The following is an 18,909-nucleotide window of genomic DNA, read 5'->3' on the forward strand; positions in this document are numbered from 1 at the left end:
GTAACAAATATTATTATTCCCGAACAAACCTATAGCCACACCCCTCAATACAAGGTGGATTAAGCTGCAGCGATTTTGCCGAAACTTTGTAATAATAAGTCAATGGCATTTTATAAGTGTTACTGAAAACTTCCATTTTTATGCTGTCTAAAATTTTGAATGAAAATAAGCCGGGCATGGCATTTCCTTCAAATTTACCGGCTTTGTCTGCCGATTTGCTTAGAATAAGGTATTTGGCCTCGCCAGTTACTTTCGTGTATTTACCATTTCCATTACCAATATCAAACATCGTTTCGGTCAGTTTCCATTTACCGTAAACTTCGCCCGGCCCGTCATTATTGTTGTTTGATTTTTTGCAGGATATATACAAAAGGCCTGTTGCAGCCAAGATGAGTAATAATATCTTTTTCATAAAGCTTTAATTTACAGCTTATACGATGGAGAGAATCAAAACGCTACATCAAAATTGTCTTTTGCTAATTAAACATTTTTCTAAATGCCAATGGCGATACCTTCGTTTTTGCTTTGAATAATTTATTAAATGATTGCGGATGTTCAAAGCCCAGTTCGTATGCCACTTCGCTCACCGATAAATTGGTGCCTGATAATTTTTCTTTTGCTTTTTCGATCAGTTTCTGGTGGATATGTTGTTGTGCATTCTGTCCGGTTAGCGAACGGAGTAGATCGCTTAAATAACTTGGCGAAACATTTAAACGATCGGAAAGGTATTGCACCGTAGGTAAACCTTTAAACATGGTTACTTTATCGTTAAAATATTCCTCTAACAATTCTTCAAGTTTTTGCAAAAGGTCGTTATTTAATACTTTGCGCGTAATAAACTGCCGTTTGTAAAAGCGGTTGCTGTAATTTAACAACAGTTCGATTTGTGTGATGATCACATCCTGGCTAAAATCGTCAATCCTGCTGTTCAGTTCTTCCTCAATATTCTTAAAAATAGTAATAATAGTGGTTTTTTCTTTTTCTGATAGGTGCAACGCCTCATTGGCCGAGTATGAAAAGAAACCATAACTTTTAATTTTTTTTGCTATTGGATAAGACAGTAAAAAATCGGGATGGATCAATAAAGTAAATAAGGAGCAAACACTTGAGCTTAAATCTTCATCATGACCAATAATCTGGTTGGGAGCAGCAAATAATAAACCGCCTTCATCAAAATCATAATAACTCTGGCCATATTTTAGCCTGCCACTTAATTTTGGTTTATACGAAATCTTATAAAAATTCAGGATATGCGAATTAGGCTGTCCGTTCATTTCAACCGGATGATCTTCATTGTTAATCAGGCTGATCAAGGGGTGTTTAGGCTGGGGCAGGCCCAACATCCGGTGTGCTTCTGTTAACGAATTGAATTTATAAGGGCTATTGTCTACCTTTTTCATACTGATATATACAAATATAACCGATAAGTCTGTGTTTATCGGTTATATGTTTGATTTAATTAACCCTGTGCTGCATTCGATACGGTTTCCCATTCTTCCCAGCTGGCTATACGCTCAGCATAAGCCGTACGTACCCAAGCCAGGTTATGGCTGCCAAGTGATAAACGTAAAGGTGGATTTTCTGTATCCACAACTTTAAAAATGGCCTCTGGTGTTGCCTCCGGATTACCTCTTTCCATTTGCTGCAAACCTTCAAAAAACTTTGCTTTAAAGTCGGTATATACCTCTAATCCATCTGCAAACTTTAAAGAAGCCTGACTTCCGAATTCGGTGGCGTAGGCGCCTGGTTCGATAATGGTTACTTTGATCCCAAACGATTTTACCTCTGCGGCCAGGCTTTCGTGAATGGCTTCAAATGCCCATTTAGATGAACAATAATACCCAATAACGGGTAAAACTACGTGGCCAAGATTGCTGGATGTACCTAAAATGTGGCCAAAGCCCTGCTTGCGTAATATGGGCAGCGCAGCTTGTATAACAGTCACCGCTCCAAAAATGTTGGTGTTGTACATAGCCTTAACCTGCTCAATAGTAGCTTCTTCAATAGTACCTACAAGCGAATAACCCGCATTGTTTAAAACAACGTCTAATCGCCCGAAATGTTCGTGCGCCTGTTGAACGGTTTTTGCTACCTGGTCGTAATCAGTTACGTCAAGTTCAAGGGGCAGTATATTTTCTTTATACTTTTCCTGAAGATCTGCAATGCCCGATAGGTTCCTTGCCGTTGCTGCCACCTTATCGCCGCGTTCTAAAGCTGCTATTGCCCATACGCGGCCAAATCCGCGAGATGCACCTGTAATAAACCAAACCTTATTAACTGTTTGGGTATTTGTACCCTGATGTTCTTGTTGATGTTCCATAATTTTTATCTGAATAAATGATAGATCAAAGGTGGGCAAGGTGTGAGGCCGATGTGTAGCCTAATTGAGGGCTTTTGTAGCCAAAATGAGAAAATACAAAATGATGACACATTAATTAAATTTTTAAATCGCAATCCATCTATATTTGTCAACATACCAATTAGTATGTTATGTCTAAAGCAGCCGATACGCGGATGATGATTTTACAGAAATCTTTTGAGTTGATATACCGGAAAGGATACCAGTCTACGAGTATTGATGAAATTATTGCCACTACACAGGTAACAAAAGGGGCCTTCTATTATCATTTCAAAACCAAAGATGATATGGGCCTAAGCCTGATTACTGAAGTATTGTATCCGGGAATGTACAACGTCATGATTAAACCTTTAGAAGAAGGAAAGAACCCTGCTAAAGACATTTACAACGTTATGGAAAACCTCCTGAACGATTTTGTGTTTTTTAATCCCGATTATGGTTGCCCGGCCATTAACCTGATTGAAGAAATGTCGCCAATGAACCCGGTATTTAAAAAAGCGCTTTCCAAATTGGTTAAACAATGGCAAAATGCAATTGTAGCCGCGCTCAATAAAGGAAAGGAAGCTCATATTTTTACGGGCACTTTTGTACCTGAAGAAGTGGCCATGGTGGTGATTTCAGGCTATGGTGGAGTAAGGAATATCGGCAAAGCACTAGGCAAATCGAGCTACAAAACTTACTTAAAAGGCCTTAAAACCTATTTAAATAAACTTTAAATTTTTTTATACCACAACATACTAATTAGTATGTTTCAACCTGTTTCAATATGCATCAAATTCTTCTCGGCCTGCATTCTATTAACCGCTGGTTTGTACTTCTATCATTGCTTTACAGCATCTACCTTGCTGCAAGGGGGCACTTTCAGCACCTTAAATTTACGGCTCATGCCAATTTTATGCGGCATACTACCGCCACCATTTCGCAGATTCAGCTCTTGCTGGGTTTAAGTTTGTATATGATCAGTCCGGTGGTGAAGTTTGCAATAGCAGAAAGTGATAACAGTCATTTAATTTCTGAACATGTATTTTTTAAATATATCCATATCTGGCTCATGGCCACATCTGTAGTGTTAATTACGCTCGGTTCTGCAAAGGCAAAAAGAATGGAAACCGATTCCCAAAAATTTTCAACCATGTTATTTTGGTTTTGCCTGGCGCTTTTGGTCATACTTATCGCTATTCCATGGCCATTTTCACCTCTTGTCAGTCGTCCATTTTTAAGATCTTTTTAAAATCAAATTGTTATGCTAAATCTGTTAAAAACCCCGATCGGAAGATTAAGAATTATCGGTTTCTTAGAAGGGACCTCATTATTGGTACTTGTATTTGTTGCCGTTCCGCTAAAATACATATTGCACAGACCTGAACTGGTAAAATTGATGGGGCCCATCCATGGATTACTTTTTTGTCTTTTTGTTTTCATTACTTTCAGCGTAGGCGTGGCCTATAAATGGGTATTTTCTAAAGTAACCTGGAAAGTACTATTGGCCTGCGTGATTCCTTTTGGTACTTTTTATATCGATAAATATATTCTGATACCACAATCACTTATTCACGAAGGAGACGATAACCTGAGTTAGTGATATAGCATGAAATATAAAAAGTACAGTATCATTATTGCCGTGTTGGTTTGCCCAATTGTTTATGTTTGGTCGTGTAACAGTTCAGGAAAGAAGAACATTGATAATGGAATCAGTTTTAAAGCTAAACTTTCGTCTTACCAGCTTTTTAAAGGGGAAATGGCCAAGCTTAAACCGAATGATGGTGTAGAAATTTTTGAACTTGCTTCCACTCTTTTTACGGATTATGCCGAAAAACAACGCCTTATTAAATTGCCGAAAGGGAAACAAATGGTGTTGAATGGAGCAGGTTTACCCATTTTTCCTGAAGGAACTATTATAGCCAAAACCTTTTATTATTCAAAAGTTGCTAAAAAAGGCAGAGCAATTATAGAAACACGTTTGCTGATCCTGCATCAATCAAAATGGAACGTGGCGACTTTCCGGTGGAATGCAGCTCAAAATGAAGCAGACCTGATTGCCGATGGTGCAGCTATTCCAATTGATTTTACGGGTTTAGATGGTGAAAGGAGAAAGATTTCTTATCATATTCCCTCCAAACAAGAATGTGGAAGCTGCCATAGGCAAAATAACGTCATTATTCCAATCGGACCGAAAGCTAGAAATCTGAATTTCAATGTTGAAAGAGGTGGCGAAAGTGTTAACCAATTAAGTTACCTGATGAAAAGAGGAGTGATAAAAAAGAGTAAAATCGATTCATTAACCCATCTTCCTAATGATCATGATACCTCCATACCTGTAGGGCAACGCGCGAGGGCCTATATGGATATCAACTGTGCACATTGCCATCAAGCCGGTGGATTTGCTGGTAATACCACGTTAAACCTCGATTACAGAACGGATTTGGAACATACAGGAATCAGGTTTAATAAAAGTAACATCATCATCAGAACAAACCAAATGGGGGAGTTTCATATGCCAAAACTGGGCACAACTGTTATCGATAAGGAAGGGGTAGCGTTAATGAGAAAATACATTAGCGGACTAAAGTAATGTGGTTTTAACCGCCAAGAACACAGAGAAAAAAGCGCAGGGTAAGCGAAGTGTTATCTGGACTGAAGCGTGACTAAGAGATCTATTTGTATGAAAGACCCTGAACCAAGTTCAGGGTAACGATATACAGGAGAGATCTATATCAATAGATTTTGCTTGGCAGAGCCAGAGGATTCTCAAGCCCATTACATCTTACTACCATTGACGATGTTTTTTAATGACGCAACTTAACATTTACGGTTGATCCTTCGACTCCGCTACCATTGATGTTTTTGATAACTCATTAATATTTAATATGTTACCTTGATGCCTGCATTTCCACCCCGCTACGCCATAGCACAGTATCTCCGTTTCACTTAAATCCGGCCTAACAAATTTTTCGGATTGCACTGTTCAAGCCGTGCCACTGGCTCTGAAAGAAAACGGCAAAGCCCTCATGAATGCAGCTGAAAGCTACAAAAACAAATGAATAAATTTTCAGCCGGTGTTTTATTAATGATTTTCTATTGCTTTCATTTGAATTAATGAGCTCGGCAATGCCTCGGTTTTGTTTCTTTTTGACACCAAAAAGAAAGAAGTCTGTCTGGCTAGGACTAATAAAACACCCCGTCCTGCGGACACCCCTCTGAAAGAGGGGAATTACATATCGCAAAAGACCGATAATTAAATGTCATTTATATTAAATTTTATACAATAAATTACCCCTCAGCATGACGGATCGCTTGGGTATTCCATCTCACATTTTCCATCCTTATACGCTTTCTGGCATCATTTTCTGTACTTTTTTATGGTTGGACCAGTAAAACACAATCGGATAAACGAAAAGGTTAAAAAGTGTGTCGGTAATTAATCCGCCTATTACCACTATAGCCAATGGCTTTGATGCTTCAGAACCTATTCCGGTAGATAATGCAGCAGGCATTAAGCCGATGGCAGCCATTAGAGCCGTCATTAATACTGGTCTGAATCTGCTGGTCACCGCGGCACGCATGGCATCGGTAAAGGTCCAGTTGGGGTGGTGTTTCAGTTCGGCAATGTTGGTTTTAAAACGGGTAATGAGTAGCACGCCGTTTTGTACACAGATTCCAAAAAGGGCGATAAAACCAATTCCTGCCGAAATGTTAAAGTTTACACCTGCAACCAAAAGGGCTAATATGCCACCAATCATTGCAAAAGGAACATTGTTTAGCACGAGTAAAGCATCTTTGATGTTCCCAAAAAGTACAAATAAGATGAAGAATATGAGTAATAAACTCACCGGAACTGCCTGCGTAAGCCTGGCAATTGCCCTTTGTTGATTTTCAAAATCTCCGGCCCATTCCAGTGTATATCCTGGTTGCAGATTGATCTTTGCATTTACTTTTTCTTGTGCTTCGGCAATTACGCTTCCCATATCGCGGCCCCTGACCGAAAATTTAATGGCCCCGTAACGTTTGTGCCTATCGCGGTAAATCATACTAGGCCCTGTAATTTTGTGGATGCTCGAAATTTCGCCCAATTGAACATTAGTGCCAGATATGGTTGGAACCCGTAATTTACTGATCGAATTCTCATCGTTTCTAAAATCTTCAGGATAGCGGATAATCAGGTCAAATTTTCGTTCGCCTTCATAAATCTGCGTAGCGGCTTTTCCACCAATAGCCATTTCGATTACGGCGTTGGCATCTGCTGTGCTTACCCCATATAAAGCCATTTTTTTCTGATCGAGGTTAATCTGTAATTCTGGCTGACCAAGATTTCTTAGAATTCCCAAATCTTCAATCCCATCAACCGTTTTTAAGATGCTTTCTATCTTTTCCTCTTCTTTTTCAATATAATCGAAGTTTTCGCCAAATAACTTTACTACAATTGAGCCTTTTACACCCGATACGGCTTCTTCTACATTATCAGAAATGGGCTGCGAAAAATTAAGATTGATGCCAGGGAAGCTTTTTAGTTTTTCTTGCATACGCTCGATCAGTTGTTCTTTAGTTTGCTTTCGTTTCCACTCTTTACGGGGGTAAATATCAACGTGAAACTCCATGTTGTAAAAACCTGTAGCATCGGTTCCATCATTGGGTCTGCCAGTTTGCGACATTACTTGTTTAACTTCTTCAAAACTTAAAAATATTTTTCTCATCTCATTCGAAAGCTTTTTAGTCTCATCTAAAGAAATACTCAACGGGCCAGTAGCGCGGACATAAATAGAGCCTTCATCTAAACTGGGCAGAAATTCTGTTCCCAAAAACCTGAAGCTAAAAACACCTAAAAGCAATACAATAATAGAAATGCTAAAAACGAGCTTCTTTTTTTTGAAACAGCGGTCGTAAAATTTAAGGGTCGTTTTGGTAACCCATTCCAAAAAGATATTGTGTTTTTCTTTTACATCTTTTTTTAAGAGCACACTGGCCATAGCAGGTACAAGCGTAAAGGTTAAGATGAGGGCGCCCAATAAGGCAAAACTTAATGTCCAGGCCAGGGGAGAGAACATTTTACCTTCTACCTTTTCGAAGGTGAAAATAGGTAGTAAACCTGTGATGATAATCAGTTTTGCAAATAAAATTCCTTTTCCATTTTCTACGCAGGCCTTTTTAATGAAGCCAAGTTTACTCATTTTGTTAAACCTATCCATTCCCAGTTTTTTTGCCCTTAAATCTAAGGTTACAAAAATCCCCTCAACCATTACTACGGCACCATCTATAATGATTCCGAAATCGATAGCTCCCATAGATAGCAGATTGGCGGACATGCCTTTTAATTTAAGGCAGATAAATGCAAAGAGCAAGGCCAATGGAATAACAACCGAAACAATTAAGGTGGTACGCCAATCGGCCATAAATAAGAATACGATTAAGGTTACAAACAATATCCCTTCAAGCATGTTGCCCATTACGGTATGTACAGAATAGTTCACCAGGTCTTCGCGATCGTAGAAGGGTTTTATTTTTACATCTTTTGGTAATATGCTGGTATTGATCGTATTTATCTTTTCTTTCAATCTGGCAATTACTTCGCTCGGATTGCCACCCTTTCTCATCACAATAATGCCTTCTACCACATCAGGATCTTGATCACGACCAACTTGCCCAAGCCTTGGTAATGCCGATTCGGCTACCTCGGCAATGGTTTTAACATATATGGGTGTGCCATTAACATTATCGACCACCACATTCCTGATTTCATCGATATTGTTGAGCACACCGATACCGCGTACTACATAAGCCTGGCCGCTTTGCACAATCACATCGCCACCCACATTGATATTGCTTTTAGATACTGCCTCGAAAAGCTCGGCTGCACTTACGCCATACTGTATAGCTTTTTGTGGATCGACGGTAATTTGATAGGTTTTTACCTCACCACCAAAACTCACAACATCGGCAATGCCAGAAACAGATAAAAGCTCCCTTTGTACTACCCAATCCTGAAGGGTTTTTAATTCGCGGACAGATTTTGTATCGCTTGTAAGGGTGTAACGGAATATCTCACCCGTAGGGCCATAAGGTGGCTGTACCTCTGGTTTGATCCCTTCGGGCAAATTCGCCTCATCAAGATGGTTGTTTACCTGTACGCGGGCTTCGGCATAATTTACATCATCCTCAAAATTTACTTTTACAATAGAAAGTCCAAATAGCGATGAAGAGCGGATACTGGTGCGTTTTTCGGTTGGATTCATGGCAATTTCGAGCGGCCTGCTCACAAATTTTTCTACCTCTTCGGCACTCCGGCCCGGCCATTGGGTAATAATGGTGATGTTGGTATTGGTTACATCGGGAAATGCATCAATGGCAGTGTGCTTAAAGCTTAAATAACCTGAAAGGATTAAAATAAAAGTAGCAAAAAAGATAAAGTATTTATTCTTCAGCGCAAAGCCAATGATGCCTTTAATGAATTTATTCATGATGTATAATCTAAGGGATGAGAAGAATTTATTGCGTTTTTAGGCTTTCGAATAAGAACACCTGTTTAGATGCAATAACGCGGTCGCCGGCATTTACGCCTTTGCTGATGTAGGCTTTATCGGCAGTTTTACGGCCAATTTCGATTTCCTGAATTTTTACTTTATGATCTTGATCAAGAACGAGCACATAATTCTTGTTTTCATCGAAAATTATGGCCCTTGAGTTTAAAACGGGGAGATCGATGGCCGAATTTGCTGAAACCTTTACCGTTCCGAGCATACCTGGTTTTAATAAAAAACCTGGATTTTGGATGACCACACGTGCATTTATTACCTTACTGTCTTGATCTACCTGATTGTAAAGTTTCTCTATTTTACCGCTAAAAATTTTATCTGGATAGGAGAGGGTTGATAGACTGACTTCATCGCCAGCCTTTACACGCGAAATATCTGATTCATAAATATTAATCATTGCCCAAACATTAGCGAGATCGGCAATGGTGAAAAGACTTTTGTCGTTATCGCCACGCAAATACATGTTCTGGGTAACATTTTTTTCGATCACAAAACCATTAATAGGAGATTTAATAGCATATAATCCTGCACTGCTGCCCCCATTAAGTTTTAATACGGAACTGGCCCTTTTTACCTCTGCTTTTTTGATCTGGTAATCATTTTTGGCTTCTTCCAGTTCTTTTGCAGATGATAAGCCGCTCTGAAAAAGTTGTTCAGCCTGTTTTACAGATCGCTCTGCATTTTTAAGCTCTGCATTGGCTGCAATAACTTCCTTGTCAAAACCTGCCATTTCAGAGCTGCTAAGGGTTGCTAAGGTCTGTCCGCTCGAGACCTGGTCGCCCAATCTTACCTTAACACTATTTACCGTTCCGCTTACCATGGGGAAAAGTTCAGAACGGCGCTCTTCATTTGCAGCAATTTTGGCCGAAAATACAATTTCGGTCTTGCTGTTAGCCTGCTGCACCGTGTCGATCAGCAAGCGGTTGATCAGCGAATCGGTGATGGCAAATTTATCACGAGGTGTAGCTGTTTTGTGTTCGGTACAAGCAAACAGTAAACTGGTTACTGCAATAATTAAAGTGTTTTTATAGAGATTTTGCATAAGATTTATTTAAAAATATTAGAACCGGTTACATAATTGAGTTCAGCACGTGTACTCATTCTTTCGAACTGGAGTTTGTTCAGTTGCAGCGTATTTTCTTTATAGGCATCGTAGAGGTCTAAAAATTCGATCAGGCTGATATTTCTTGCCTTGAAATTTTTGATCAATCCTGAAATGAGTGTGTTAAAGTCGGTACTGAAGGTGGGATCTATCTCTGTATAGCGTTTTTCGTTACGTAAAGCTGTTTTATAGCTGTTAAATACTTCGTTTTCGAGCAGGGCCTCCTGTTTTTTGATATTCGTATTGGCAGCTGTGATACCTACCTGCGCTTTTTTAATTTCGCCCTGGTTTCTGGAGAAAAGCGGAATGGGGATTTTTAAGCCTAAGCCGGTATATTTTTCAGGATAATTACCTTTTAGGTCGTAGCTTAATGCAATTTCTACGTCTGGGATAGCCATTGCTTTTTGAAGTTTTAAATTGCGTTCGTTATAAAGGAGATCGGTTTTGGCAACTTTAAGGTCGGCACGGTTGGCCCTGGCCGAATCGAGCAGTGTGCTGTAAGGAACTTTATCAGGCGATAATGGACTTGCCTGATCTAATACCAATGATATGGACGCTTCTGCCTTAATACCGCAGAGCAATTTTAAGTCTTTATAGTTGTCTTCCAGTTCATTTAATAGTCCGGCCTGCTCGGCTTTGAGGCTGATCAATAATGATTTGATCCTGATCATATCCTTTGCGGCAACATTGCCCATTTTTAACTGGAGATCGTAAGCTTTTAGTAACTGATCGGTAGAGCTGATCTGTTCTTGATAAACTTTTACGGATTGTGCAGCGAAATAGGTTTTGTAAAAGGTATTAACAAGCTCGAATTTCAGCGTCCTTAGCAGATCAAAATATTCATATTCGGCCAATTTAACCCCGGTTTGGGCCAGTTTGATGTTTTTATTACGTTTGCCTGCCAGTTTAAACAGCTGCGAAATTGATCCGGCATATTGGCCATGTGCATAAGAGGTTTGCAGGAATTTTTTTGTTTCGTGGTTGTAAAAAAGGTTTTCATACTCAAGCGTAGGGTTTTCGAAAAGTTTGGCCGTGATGATTTCGGCCTTTGCTTTATCAATTTCATAATTGCTGGCCAGGAGGTCGTAATTGTTTTTTAAAAACAAGCTTTCGGCCTGGTTCAGGTTTAAGATTAGGGTATCGGTTTGTGCTAAAGCTGCCTTGGTTGTTAAAGTCAGCATGAAAATGAGCAACGTATATATTCCTTTCATCCCGCAAAACTATTCTTGCCGAATTAAAGGGGGATTAAATAGGGCTTAAAAGGGAATTAAAGTTGGACACTAATCGTCATGCTGAATTTATTTTACAAGTAGAAATAGTGTTTTTAATTGCCTTGTAGCTACTGTGTGGTCTGCATCTATTCTGTTATTAAGACCCTGAAATGAATTCAGGACGATCAAGTTGTAAAATTAGAATGAAGTAATAATAGCTACTAAATCTTTGTTAAAATGACCGTAAAAGTACAGCCACCTTGTTCCAGGTTATTCACCGTTATTTCTCCTTTGAGCAGATCGATAATTTTTTGAGCCATATAAAGACCCATCCCTTCACCTTGGAGGCCAAAATCATTTGCCTGTGTATAAAAGGGCTTGAAAATATTTTCTTCTTCCCCAACAGAAATACCATTTCCATTATCGGTAATGTGTATGAGAAAATCATTTTTAGTAGCTTCGATGGTAATGTTAACTTGTTGATTATCAGAAAATTTAAAAGCATTAGAAATGATATTGTCCAAAGCAATCTGTAATAAAATAGCATTGGCCAATATTTCAGGTTTTGGATTAATAGAATTTTGATAAGTAATTTTTAGATCAAGGTTTTTCTGCGATTTCCATTCGGTTTGGATTTTGGATAACAGATGATCAAGTCTGATTGGAACAAGTTGCGAATTGATCAGGTTGAGATCCATTTTTGCCAGGGCCACTAACCCGGTAATAATGTGTTCCATTTTTTCTGCATCCTCGAGCATCGAAGCGATTACCTTTTGATAAGCAGTTTGATCCCTTTCTTTTGATAGGGCAAGTTCGGCGGTCATCATGATCCGTGTTACAGGTGTACGAAGTTCGTGCGAAGCATTGGCTACAAAGGTTTTTTGCAGAATAAAAGCCTGTTCGAGCTCTTCCATCAAATGGTTAAAACTTTGGGCAATAAGGTTGATTTCATCTTTGTTATTATTTTCCTCCACCCTAAATTCCATGTTTTGAGCGCTGGTCTGTTTCACTTCGAGCATAAACTTTTGCAGCGGTTTCAGCATTTTCTGTGCAATCAACCTGCTTAATAACAAAACGATAAGCGAAATAAGGATAAACACAAAAATCATGATCTTCAGTAGTTTATCTAACCTATTGTGGGAGCCCTGGTCGTCGGCTGAGGCAAGGATGACAAAGTCGCCCTGGTTATCTTTATAATAAATACCTACAACCTGTCGCTGACCGTCGGTATATTTTAATCGCCCTTTTTTACGCACTGCATCAATGGTAGCTGGGGTCCAGTATTGTGCGGTATCGCCGATGAAAGTTGCCCTGTTCTTTTTGTCGTAAACACGAATTACTTCGCTATTTAACTTTTGAAGGTATTTATGACGTACAGTGTTTAACGCATCCCGACTAATTTCATCAGCCTCGAGATACAGTTTTGCGGTAACCATAGTACGGTCGGTTAGGCGTTCGAAGAAATCGGCCTCCAAAAATTTCATAAAGGTAAAATATACAGTACAGAGCACAGCGAAGAGCATAGAAGTGCTGATCAGGGTAAAATACAGTGCTATGCGATCCTTTATTTTCATTTACTTCAGGATATAACCCATATTGATTTTGGTGTGAATGAGTTTCCGTTCAAAACCCTTTTCGATCTTTTTCCTCAAGAAATTGATATAAACGTCAATTACATTGGTTCCGGTTTCGAAGCTGATGTCCCAGGCTTGCTCTGCTATAAATTGCCGGGAGAGTAACCGATTGGGATTATGCATAAACAGTTCGAGCAGGATAAATTCTTTTGCGCTTAATTCAATGGTTTTTCCTGCACGGCTTACCTCTTTGCTGTAAGTATCAAGCACAAGATCTTCGAAATATAATTTGCTATCGGTTTGGGTAGTAACAGCAGGTTGCCTCCTTAAAAGTGCTGCAACTCTTGCCAAGAGTTCTTTCAGGTGGAAAGGTTTTACCAGATAATCATCTGCCCCAGCTTCCAGGCCCGTAACTTTGTCATCTATGGTACCCATGGCGGTAAGCATCAATATTGGTGTTTGTACAGTATTTTTCCTGATATGTTTACAAAGCTGGATACCATTAAGGCCAGGCATCATCACATCGATAATGAAAAGATTAAAGTTTTGTTCCAAGAAAAGCTCCAGCGCATCAGTTCCGTTGGCAACGGTAAGTACCTGATAATCGTTTTCTTCGAGCGCCGACTTTAAAAGTTCAGCAATTTTAGGGTCGTCTTCAGCTATTCCAATCTTTAGCATCCTACAAAAGTAACCATCCCATCTTAAAATGGGATTAAAATGGATGTCCTTTCTGTTATTTTGGGTGATTTTTGGTTTTTGACAGGAATTAGCTATTGCTTTTTGATTAAAATAATTTTAATGTGGCTAATCCTATGGTTTGTGTCTTCACAGACTATTTAAGCGTATTTTGTTTCGGTCTGTGAGGACACAGACCGAGTGACAGGACAGGGCCATATTTTACAGCAAAGCCCTATCCAAGTGTACATAACCGCCATCTACATGGATCAGTTGGCCTGTGGTATGGCTCGATTTATCTGATAATAAAAACACAGCGGTATTGGCAATTTCGTCCACTGTGGTCATCCGGTTTTCAAAAGGGATTTTATCTGTAATACTTTTCAGCTTTTCATCACGATCCTCAAAAGTGTTAATCCATTTCTCATATAACGGTGTCCAGGCTTCGGCCACAATAATGGCATTTACGCGTATGCTATAAGGTAATAATTCTACTGCCCATTCTCGGGTTAAGGCATTTCTGGCACCGTTCGATGCCGCATAACCAGATGTACCACCCTGACCCGTTTCTGCAGTTTTGCTACCAATATTTAAAATAGACCCCTTACTTTGTTTAAGCGAAGGCAGGGCATGCTTGGCTAAAAGATAATAATGCACTACATTTTTGTGTAACGATTCCATAAAACCTTCGTAAGTGCCACTTTCAAGGCCTACACCATCGTTAACCCCAGCATTATTCACTAAACCATCAATTCTACCGTATTTGGCCAGTATCGCATCAATAATGGCTTTACAGTGATCAGGAACAGTGAGTTCTGCCGTAAAATGATCTGCTTTTAAGCCTAAATCTGTTATTTCCTGAAGCATTTTCAGGTTATCGCTTTCATTACGGCCAATAATGATAGGGAAAGCATTTTCAATGGCCAGCGCTTTAACAATCGCCGCGCCAATGCCTTTTGCACCCCCACTCACCAAGATTATTTTGCCGTCTAAATTTAAATTCATATTTGGTTAATATTTTTGTTTTATTATTTGAACCACAGAGAACGCATTTTTTTCACAAAGTACACGGAGTATAAGTTGGAAAATTACATCATTCCTTACCAGATTGGGAATCTTAATGCCAAATACTGGTGCTTTAAGATTCTGTCCTGCACTGGAATGACGATTTTTAAATTGAGACCTTTCTATCCGTATCTTCTATTTTCTTTATATGCCATTACATTATAGGCTAACTCCTCTTTTCCATGGAATAAAGTCGTCTTGGTTAAGTTGTACAGCTTTGGGGATTTCTTCACCACTGGCTACTTTAATACAGTATTCTAATATATCCTCACCCATTTCATTAATCGTTTTTTCGCCATTAATTACTGCTCCTGTATCGATATCGATAATATCACTCATGCGTTTTGCCAGAATTGAATTGGTGGCTACTTTAATGGTGGGGCAAACCGGATTTCCTGTTGGTGTGCCCAAGCCGGTAGTAAATAAAATTAAGGTTGCGCCGGCAGCAGCTTTACCTGTGGTTGCTTCTACATCATTCCCCGGCGTACACACCAAACTTAAGCCTGGTTTAGTAGCAGGTTCGGTATAATCTAATACATCTACAACAGGAGAGGAGCCCGCTTTACGTGCTGCACCTGCCGATTTTATTGCATCGGTAATTAAACCATCCTTAATGTTGCCTGGAGAAGGATTCATGTAAAAGCCCGAGCCAACTTTATGCGCAAGATCATCATATTCAGTCATTAAGCGGATAAACTTTTCGGCAGTTGATTGATCGACAGATCTATCAATCATTTCCTGCTCTACACCACAAAGTTCGGGGAACTCTGCCAACAAAACCTTGGCACCTAATGCTACCAATAAATCGGCACAATAACCAACAGCTGGATTTGCTGAAATGCCACTAAAACCATCGCTCCCACCACATTTTACACCTACACACATTTGGCTTAGCGGTGCCGCTTTTCGCTCTTGTTTATTAATGAACATTAATCCTTCAAAAGTACTGCGGATTGAATTTTGGATCAATTGCTCTTCGCTTTGGGCTTTTTGCTGCTCGAAAATTAAAAGTGGTTTATCAAAATCAGGATCAAGTGCAAATAGATCGCGTTTAAAATCGGCTACCTGCAAATGCTGACAGCCCAAACTCAAGACTGTTATACCGGCCACATTGGGGTGGTGGGCATAGGCTGCCAATAATTTACTCAATGTATCAGCATCTTGGCGCGTTCCACCACAGCCACCATTATGGGTGAGGAATTTAATCCCATCTACATTTTTAAAGGTCCGGCTGGCTTTATCTACTTTAGGTTCAAAGCTAATATTATTAATGTCTTCTCCATTTTCAAAGGCCTGAACCAATTTGTGAGTGTAAGATTTATATTTATCATCTACCGCATAACCCAACTCACTATAAAGCGATTCTTTAATAATATCCAGATTTCTGTTTTCGCAAAATACAGTAGGGATAAACAACCAATAGTTTGCGGTACCTACTGCACCATTTTTACGGTGATAGCCATTAAAAGTGCGGTTGGCATATTTACTTACATCTGGTGCTTCCCATTTATAATTAACATTGCGATAAGCAAATGGCTCTGCGGCATGTTTGGTATTATCTACGCTCATCCGAATGCCTGCTTTTACATCAAACTGTACCTTTCCCACCAAAACACCATACATCATTACTTCATCGCCAGCTTTCATATCCCGCATAAAAAATTTATGCTTAGCGGGGATTTCATCAACAGTAACGTAAGTATTTCCCTCATGCAGTATTGGAGTGCCTGCTGGCAAATCTTGTAACGCAACTAAAACGTTATCGGCATTGTTAATCTTGATGACTAATTTTTTCATTGTCAATTTATACTTCTAAACTTATTTCTTTTTCAATATGATCGGGTTTCCATCCTTTCCACCCAAAGTAAAATACCACTAAAAAACATGCGAATGGCACCAAATATCCGTATTGTATATTGTGTGTTGCATCTGATATTAAACCTAAAACCGGTGGTAAAAAAGCACCACCAACAATAGACATTACAATTAATGATGAGCCCAATTTTGTATCCTTACCTAAACCGGCTATACCCAATGAGAATATGGTTGGGAACATGATCGACATAAAAAAGGCGACACCGATTAAAGCGTAAACGGTAATCATGCCGCTTGCAAAAATAGATATGAGGGTAAGTACAGCGCTGATTAATGCATAAAGCATTAATAGCTTATGTGGTGCTATAAATCTCATAAATACAGTGCCGATAAATCTACCAATCATAAAAGCCAAACCTGCTGCACCAGCGTACCATTTTGCTTCATCCTGACTTATGCTTGCCGATGAGGTTACAAAACTGATGAATAAACTCAATACGCAAACCTGGGCACCTACGTAAAAAAACTGACCGATAATTGCCCAGCGCAAATGGCTATGGCCTAATACATGGCGAAAACTGCTTTTCTCCTGGATATTCTCTTCTTCCTTAATATCTGGCAGCTTAGTGAAAATAAATAGAACAGCAACTACAATGATCAGGATGCCCAAAATTAAATAGGGCGCTTTTACGGTTGATGCCTCTTCGAGCATGTAAGCCTGTTTTTCTAAAGGCAACATTTTGGCCAATTGGGTATCAGTATATTTTACTTCGGTAAAAATAAATTTACCACCAAGTACAGGGGCTAAGAAGGCAGCGAAACCGTTAAAAGATTGAGAGAAGTTTAAGCGCTGTGTGGCTGTTTCTGGAGGTCCTAGTACAGTAACATAAGGATTTGCCGCCGTTTCGAGGAAGGTTAAACCACAGGCGATAATAAAAAGCGCGCCTAAGAAAAATATATATTGTGCGGTATTGGCTGCAGGTATAAACAATAAACAGCCTGCAGCGAATAAAACAAGACCTAATATAATACCACTTTTATAACCATACTTGCGCATAATGTAGCCTGCAGGTAGTGCCAATAAAAAATAAGCGATAAAAACAGACGAATCGACCAGGGTAGATTCGAAAACATTTAGTTGAAAAGCTTTGCGTAAATGCGGAATCAATATAGGATCGAGATTGTGGACAAAACCCCAGAAGAAAAATAGGCTGGTGACTAAAATTAATGGAAATAGATAACCCTTGCCATTTTTTGGCAGATTGGATGCTTTAAAGTTTGGAGGTGTAATTTGGCTCATGTTTGCTTGGTTATAAATGGTTTAAGTAGGTTCTGCTAAAATAAAAATAGTTAAACTTCTGGCACCTTGGGCACCTATTACCAATAATAGTTAGATATAGGCTGTTTTAGATGGCCCGGTGATGAATACTCCATACCCGTAACTGTATTTTAATACTAGCGTGATCATCTTATTTGGATGGCAATTAATCCAACTTTCATAAAATGTTTTTGCCTAGTTGTTGTGCTACAAATTAAACCGTTAAGCGTTAATAAAAATTTAGCTTTATTACCTAATTATTAAATGATATTGGCTCAGTTTTTTTCATTGCAAAATAATTTTGCATATTAGATTGATTTTTTGAGATTTTATGAAACCGCATTTACTTAATGTATCTACCAATTCGGTAGATTCTTTTAGCGCTCGAAGAGATATTATGCCCGATATAAACAACCGTTGGCATTACCACTCTGCATTAGAATTAATCTACGTTAAAAAAGGTAGAGGAACGCAGTTTATTGGCGATAGTATTAAGAATTTTAAGGATGGCGATGTTGTTTTACTTGGAAGCAATCTGCCTCATTACTGGCGCTTCGATCCTGAATTTTTTGATGAAAAAGCTGGTGAACCGGTTGATGTTTATGTGATTCATTTTAAGGAGGATTTTTTGGGTGCAGGATTTCTCGATCTTCCCGAAAACCAGGAGATTAAAAAAGTGTTGCTGCAATCGCGGCAGGGAATTCAGCTACAAGGAACCTCGAAAGAGAAAATAGCCAGTTTAATGCCACAGATTATTGATGCAACTGGTACGATGAGGATTATCAAAATACTTGAAGTATTAACAGAAATAGCCAATTGCGAAGAAAAAAACATATTGGTTTCGTTAGGATTTAAGCCAAATTTTTTAGAAAACGAAAAAGATAGAATCCAATCTATTTATAATTATACCATTAGTAACTACAAAAATAAAATAGAACTAAAAGAAATTGCGGCGGTTGCTAAAATTAGTCCTAATTCGTTTTGTAAATTCTTTAAAACTAAAAGTAGAAAAACATATACGCAGTTTCTGAACGAGATTAGGGTAGGGCAAGCCTGTAAATTATTGATCGAAAATGATCTAACTGTGAAAGAAATCTGCTACGACTGCGGATTTTATAACTTTACCAGTTTTCATAAATATTTTAGGGAGATAACTGGCAAAACCCCGTTAAAATATCAGCAGGCTTTTTCAAAGCAGTAGTGTTTTTAATTATTGGTGCAGATAATAACCATTTATAGCCCCGATTGCACGGAAAGCCCGGA

Annotated in this window: 16 protein-coding genes; 5 read left to right on the plus strand and 11 right to left on the minus strand. The window is 39.0% G+C overall.

The window, feature by feature from the left end:
• Positions 1-13: 13 nt before the first annotated feature.
• The 3 genes from HDC90_RS17580 to HDC90_RS17590 form a co-directional block, all read right to left on the minus strand.
• Complete coding sequence (locus tag HDC90_RS17580; RefSeq protein WP_184468709.1) at positions 14-412, minus strand: hypothetical protein; 399 nt, start codon at positions 410-412, stop codon at positions 14-16.
• A 64-nt stretch (positions 413-476) separates the two neighbouring features.
• Positions 477-1,400, minus strand: a complete 924-nt coding sequence (locus tag HDC90_RS17585) for an AraC family transcriptional regulator (protein ID WP_184468711.1) — start codon at positions 1,398-1,400, stop codon at positions 477-479.
• 59 nt (positions 1,401-1,459) lie between these two features.
• The gene (locus HDC90_RS17590; RefSeq protein WP_184468713.1) at positions 1,460-2,320 is read right to left on the minus strand and encodes an SDR family NAD(P)-dependent oxidoreductase; all 861 of its coding nucleotides are present in this window, start codon (positions 2,318-2,320) and stop codon (positions 1,460-1,462) included.
• A gap of 170 nt (positions 2,321-2,490) precedes the next feature.
• Between HDC90_RS17590 and HDC90_RS17595 the strand changes: the two genes are divergently transcribed.
• The 4 genes from HDC90_RS17595 to HDC90_RS17610 are packed head-to-tail and all read left to right on the plus strand — an operon-like array spanning position 2,491 to position 4,931.
• Positions 2,491-3,075 (plus strand): TetR/AcrR family transcriptional regulator, encoded by a 585-nt coding sequence (locus HDC90_RS17595; protein ID WP_184468715.1) that lies wholly within the window; start codon positions 2,491-2,493, stop codon positions 3,073-3,075.
• A gap of 50 nt (positions 3,076-3,125) precedes the next feature.
• Entirely contained in the window at positions 3,126-3,590 is a 465-nt protein-coding gene (locus HDC90_RS17600; RefSeq protein ID WP_184468718.1) for a hypothetical protein, read from the plus strand.
• Between the two features lie 12 nt (positions 3,591-3,602).
• Positions 3,603-3,938, plus strand: coding sequence for a DUF3817 domain-containing protein (locus HDC90_RS17605; RefSeq protein WP_184468720.1), 336 nt, complete (start codon positions 3,603-3,605; stop codon positions 3,936-3,938).
• Between the two features lie 9 nt (positions 3,939-3,947).
• Positions 3,948-4,931: a hypothetical protein gene (locus tag HDC90_RS17610; protein WP_184468722.1), complete on the plus strand. Its 984-nt coding sequence runs from the start codon at positions 3,948-3,950 to the stop codon at positions 4,929-4,931.
• A 751-nt stretch (positions 4,932-5,682) separates the two neighbouring features.
• Here HDC90_RS17610 and HDC90_RS17615 read toward each other — a convergent pair.
• The 8 genes from HDC90_RS17615 to fucP form a co-directional block, all read right to left on the minus strand.
• Positions 5,683-8,811, minus strand: a complete 3,129-nt coding sequence (locus HDC90_RS17615; protein WP_184468724.1) for an efflux RND transporter permease subunit — start codon at positions 8,809-8,811, stop codon at positions 5,683-5,685.
• 28 nt (positions 8,812-8,839) lie between these two features.
• Positions 8,840-9,928, minus strand: coding sequence for an efflux RND transporter periplasmic adaptor subunit (locus HDC90_RS17620; protein ID WP_184468726.1), 1,089 nt, complete (start codon positions 9,926-9,928; stop codon positions 8,840-8,842).
• Positions 9,929-9,933: 5 nt separating this feature from the next.
• Positions 9,934-11,199, minus strand: a complete 1,266-nt coding sequence (locus HDC90_RS17625; protein WP_184468728.1) for a TolC family protein — start codon at positions 11,197-11,199, stop codon at positions 9,934-9,936.
• Between the two features lie 221 nt (positions 11,200-11,420).
• Positions 11,421-12,773 carry a HAMP domain-containing sensor histidine kinase gene (locus HDC90_RS17630; RefSeq protein WP_184468730.1) on the minus strand — a complete coding sequence of 451 codons (1,353 nt, stop codon included), beginning with the start codon at positions 12,771-12,773 and terminating at the stop codon, positions 11,421-11,423.
• Positions 12,774-13,451, minus strand: coding sequence for a response regulator transcription factor (locus HDC90_RS17635; RefSeq protein ID WP_184468732.1), 678 nt, complete (start codon positions 13,449-13,451; stop codon positions 12,774-12,776).
• Positions 13,452-13,670: 219 nt separating this feature from the next.
• A complete protein-coding gene (locus HDC90_RS17640; protein WP_184468734.1) occupies positions 13,671-14,453 on the minus strand; it encodes an SDR family oxidoreductase in 783 nt (260 codons plus the stop codon).
• A 219-nt stretch (positions 14,454-14,672) separates the two neighbouring features.
• Positions 14,673-16,310, minus strand: a complete 1,638-nt coding sequence (locus tag HDC90_RS17645) for a UxaA family hydrolase (RefSeq protein ID WP_184468736.1) — start codon at positions 16,308-16,310, stop codon at positions 14,673-14,675.
• A gap of 7 nt (positions 16,311-16,317) precedes the next feature.
• Entirely contained in the window at positions 16,318-17,628 is a 1,311-nt protein-coding gene (gene fucP, locus HDC90_RS17650; protein ID WP_184468738.1) for an L-fucose:H+ symporter permease, read from the minus strand.
• Between the two features lie 349 nt (positions 17,629-17,977).
• Here fucP and HDC90_RS17655 point away from each other — a divergent pair, with 349 nt between their 5' ends.
• Positions 17,978-18,847, plus strand: a complete 870-nt coding sequence (locus HDC90_RS17655; protein ID WP_184468740.1) for an AraC family transcriptional regulator — start codon at positions 17,978-17,980, stop codon at positions 18,845-18,847.
• Positions 18,848-18,909 lie beyond the last annotated feature (62 nt).

It is taken from the genome of Pedobacter sp. AK013 (assembly GCF_014205835.1).
Taxonomy (GTDB): Bacteria; Bacteroidota; Bacteroidia; order Sphingobacteriales; family Sphingobacteriaceae; genus Pedobacter.

Bases quoted from the DNA above. Each gene is read 5' to 3' on its own strand.
- HDC90_RS17640 (WP_184468734.1), bottom strand. From the start codon at position 14,453: ATGAATTTAAATTTAGACGGCAAAATAATCTTGGTGAGTGGGGGTGCA.
- HDC90_RS17580 (WP_184468709.1), bottom strand. From the start codon at position 412: ATGAAAAAGATATTATTACTCATCTTGGCTGCAACAGGCCTTTTGTAT.
- HDC90_RS17625 (WP_184468728.1), bottom strand. From the start codon at position 11,199: ATGAAAGGAATATATACGTTGCTCATTTTCATGCTGACTTTAACAACC.
- HDC90_RS17645 (WP_184468736.1), bottom strand. From the start codon at position 16,310: ATGAAAAAATTAGTCATCAAGATTAACAATGCCGATAACGTTTTAGTT.
- HDC90_RS17620 (WP_184468726.1), bottom strand. From the start codon at position 9,928: ATGCAAAATCTCTATAAAAACACTTTAATTATTGCAGTAACCAGTTTA.
- HDC90_RS17635 (WP_184468732.1), bottom strand. From the start codon at position 13,451: ATGCTAAAGATTGGAATAGCTGAAGACGACCCTAAAATTGCTGAACTT.
- fucP (WP_184468738.1), bottom strand. From the start codon at position 17,628: ATGAGCCAAATTACACCTCCAAACTTTAAAGCATCCAATCTGCCAAAA.
- HDC90_RS17630 (WP_184468730.1), bottom strand. From the start codon at position 12,773: ATGAAAATAAAGGATCGCATAGCACTGTATTTTACCCTGATCAGCACT.
- HDC90_RS17595 (WP_184468715.1), top strand. From the start codon at position 2,491: ATGTCTAAAGCAGCCGATACGCGGATGATGATTTTACAGAAATCTTTT.
- HDC90_RS17615 (WP_184468724.1), bottom strand. From the start codon at position 8,811: ATGAATAAATTCATTAAAGGCATCATTGGCTTTGCGCTGAAGAATAAA.
- HDC90_RS17610 (WP_184468722.1), top strand. From the start codon at position 3,948: ATGAAATATAAAAAGTACAGTATCATTATTGCCGTGTTGGTTTGCCCA.
- HDC90_RS17585 (WP_184468711.1), bottom strand. From the start codon at position 1,400: ATGAAAAAGGTAGACAATAGCCCTTATAAATTCAATTCGTTAACAGAA.
- HDC90_RS17600 (WP_184468718.1), top strand. From the start codon at position 3,126: ATGCATCAAATTCTTCTCGGCCTGCATTCTATTAACCGCTGGTTTGTA.
- HDC90_RS17590 (WP_184468713.1), bottom strand. From the start codon at position 2,320: ATGGAACATCAACAAGAACATCAGGGTACAAATACCCAAACAGTTAAT.
- HDC90_RS17655 (WP_184468740.1), top strand. From the start codon at position 17,978: ATGAAACCGCATTTACTTAATGTATCTACCAATTCGGTAGATTCTTTT.
- HDC90_RS17605 (WP_184468720.1), top strand. From the start codon at position 3,603: ATGCTAAATCTGTTAAAAACCCCGATCGGAAGATTAAGAATTATCGGT.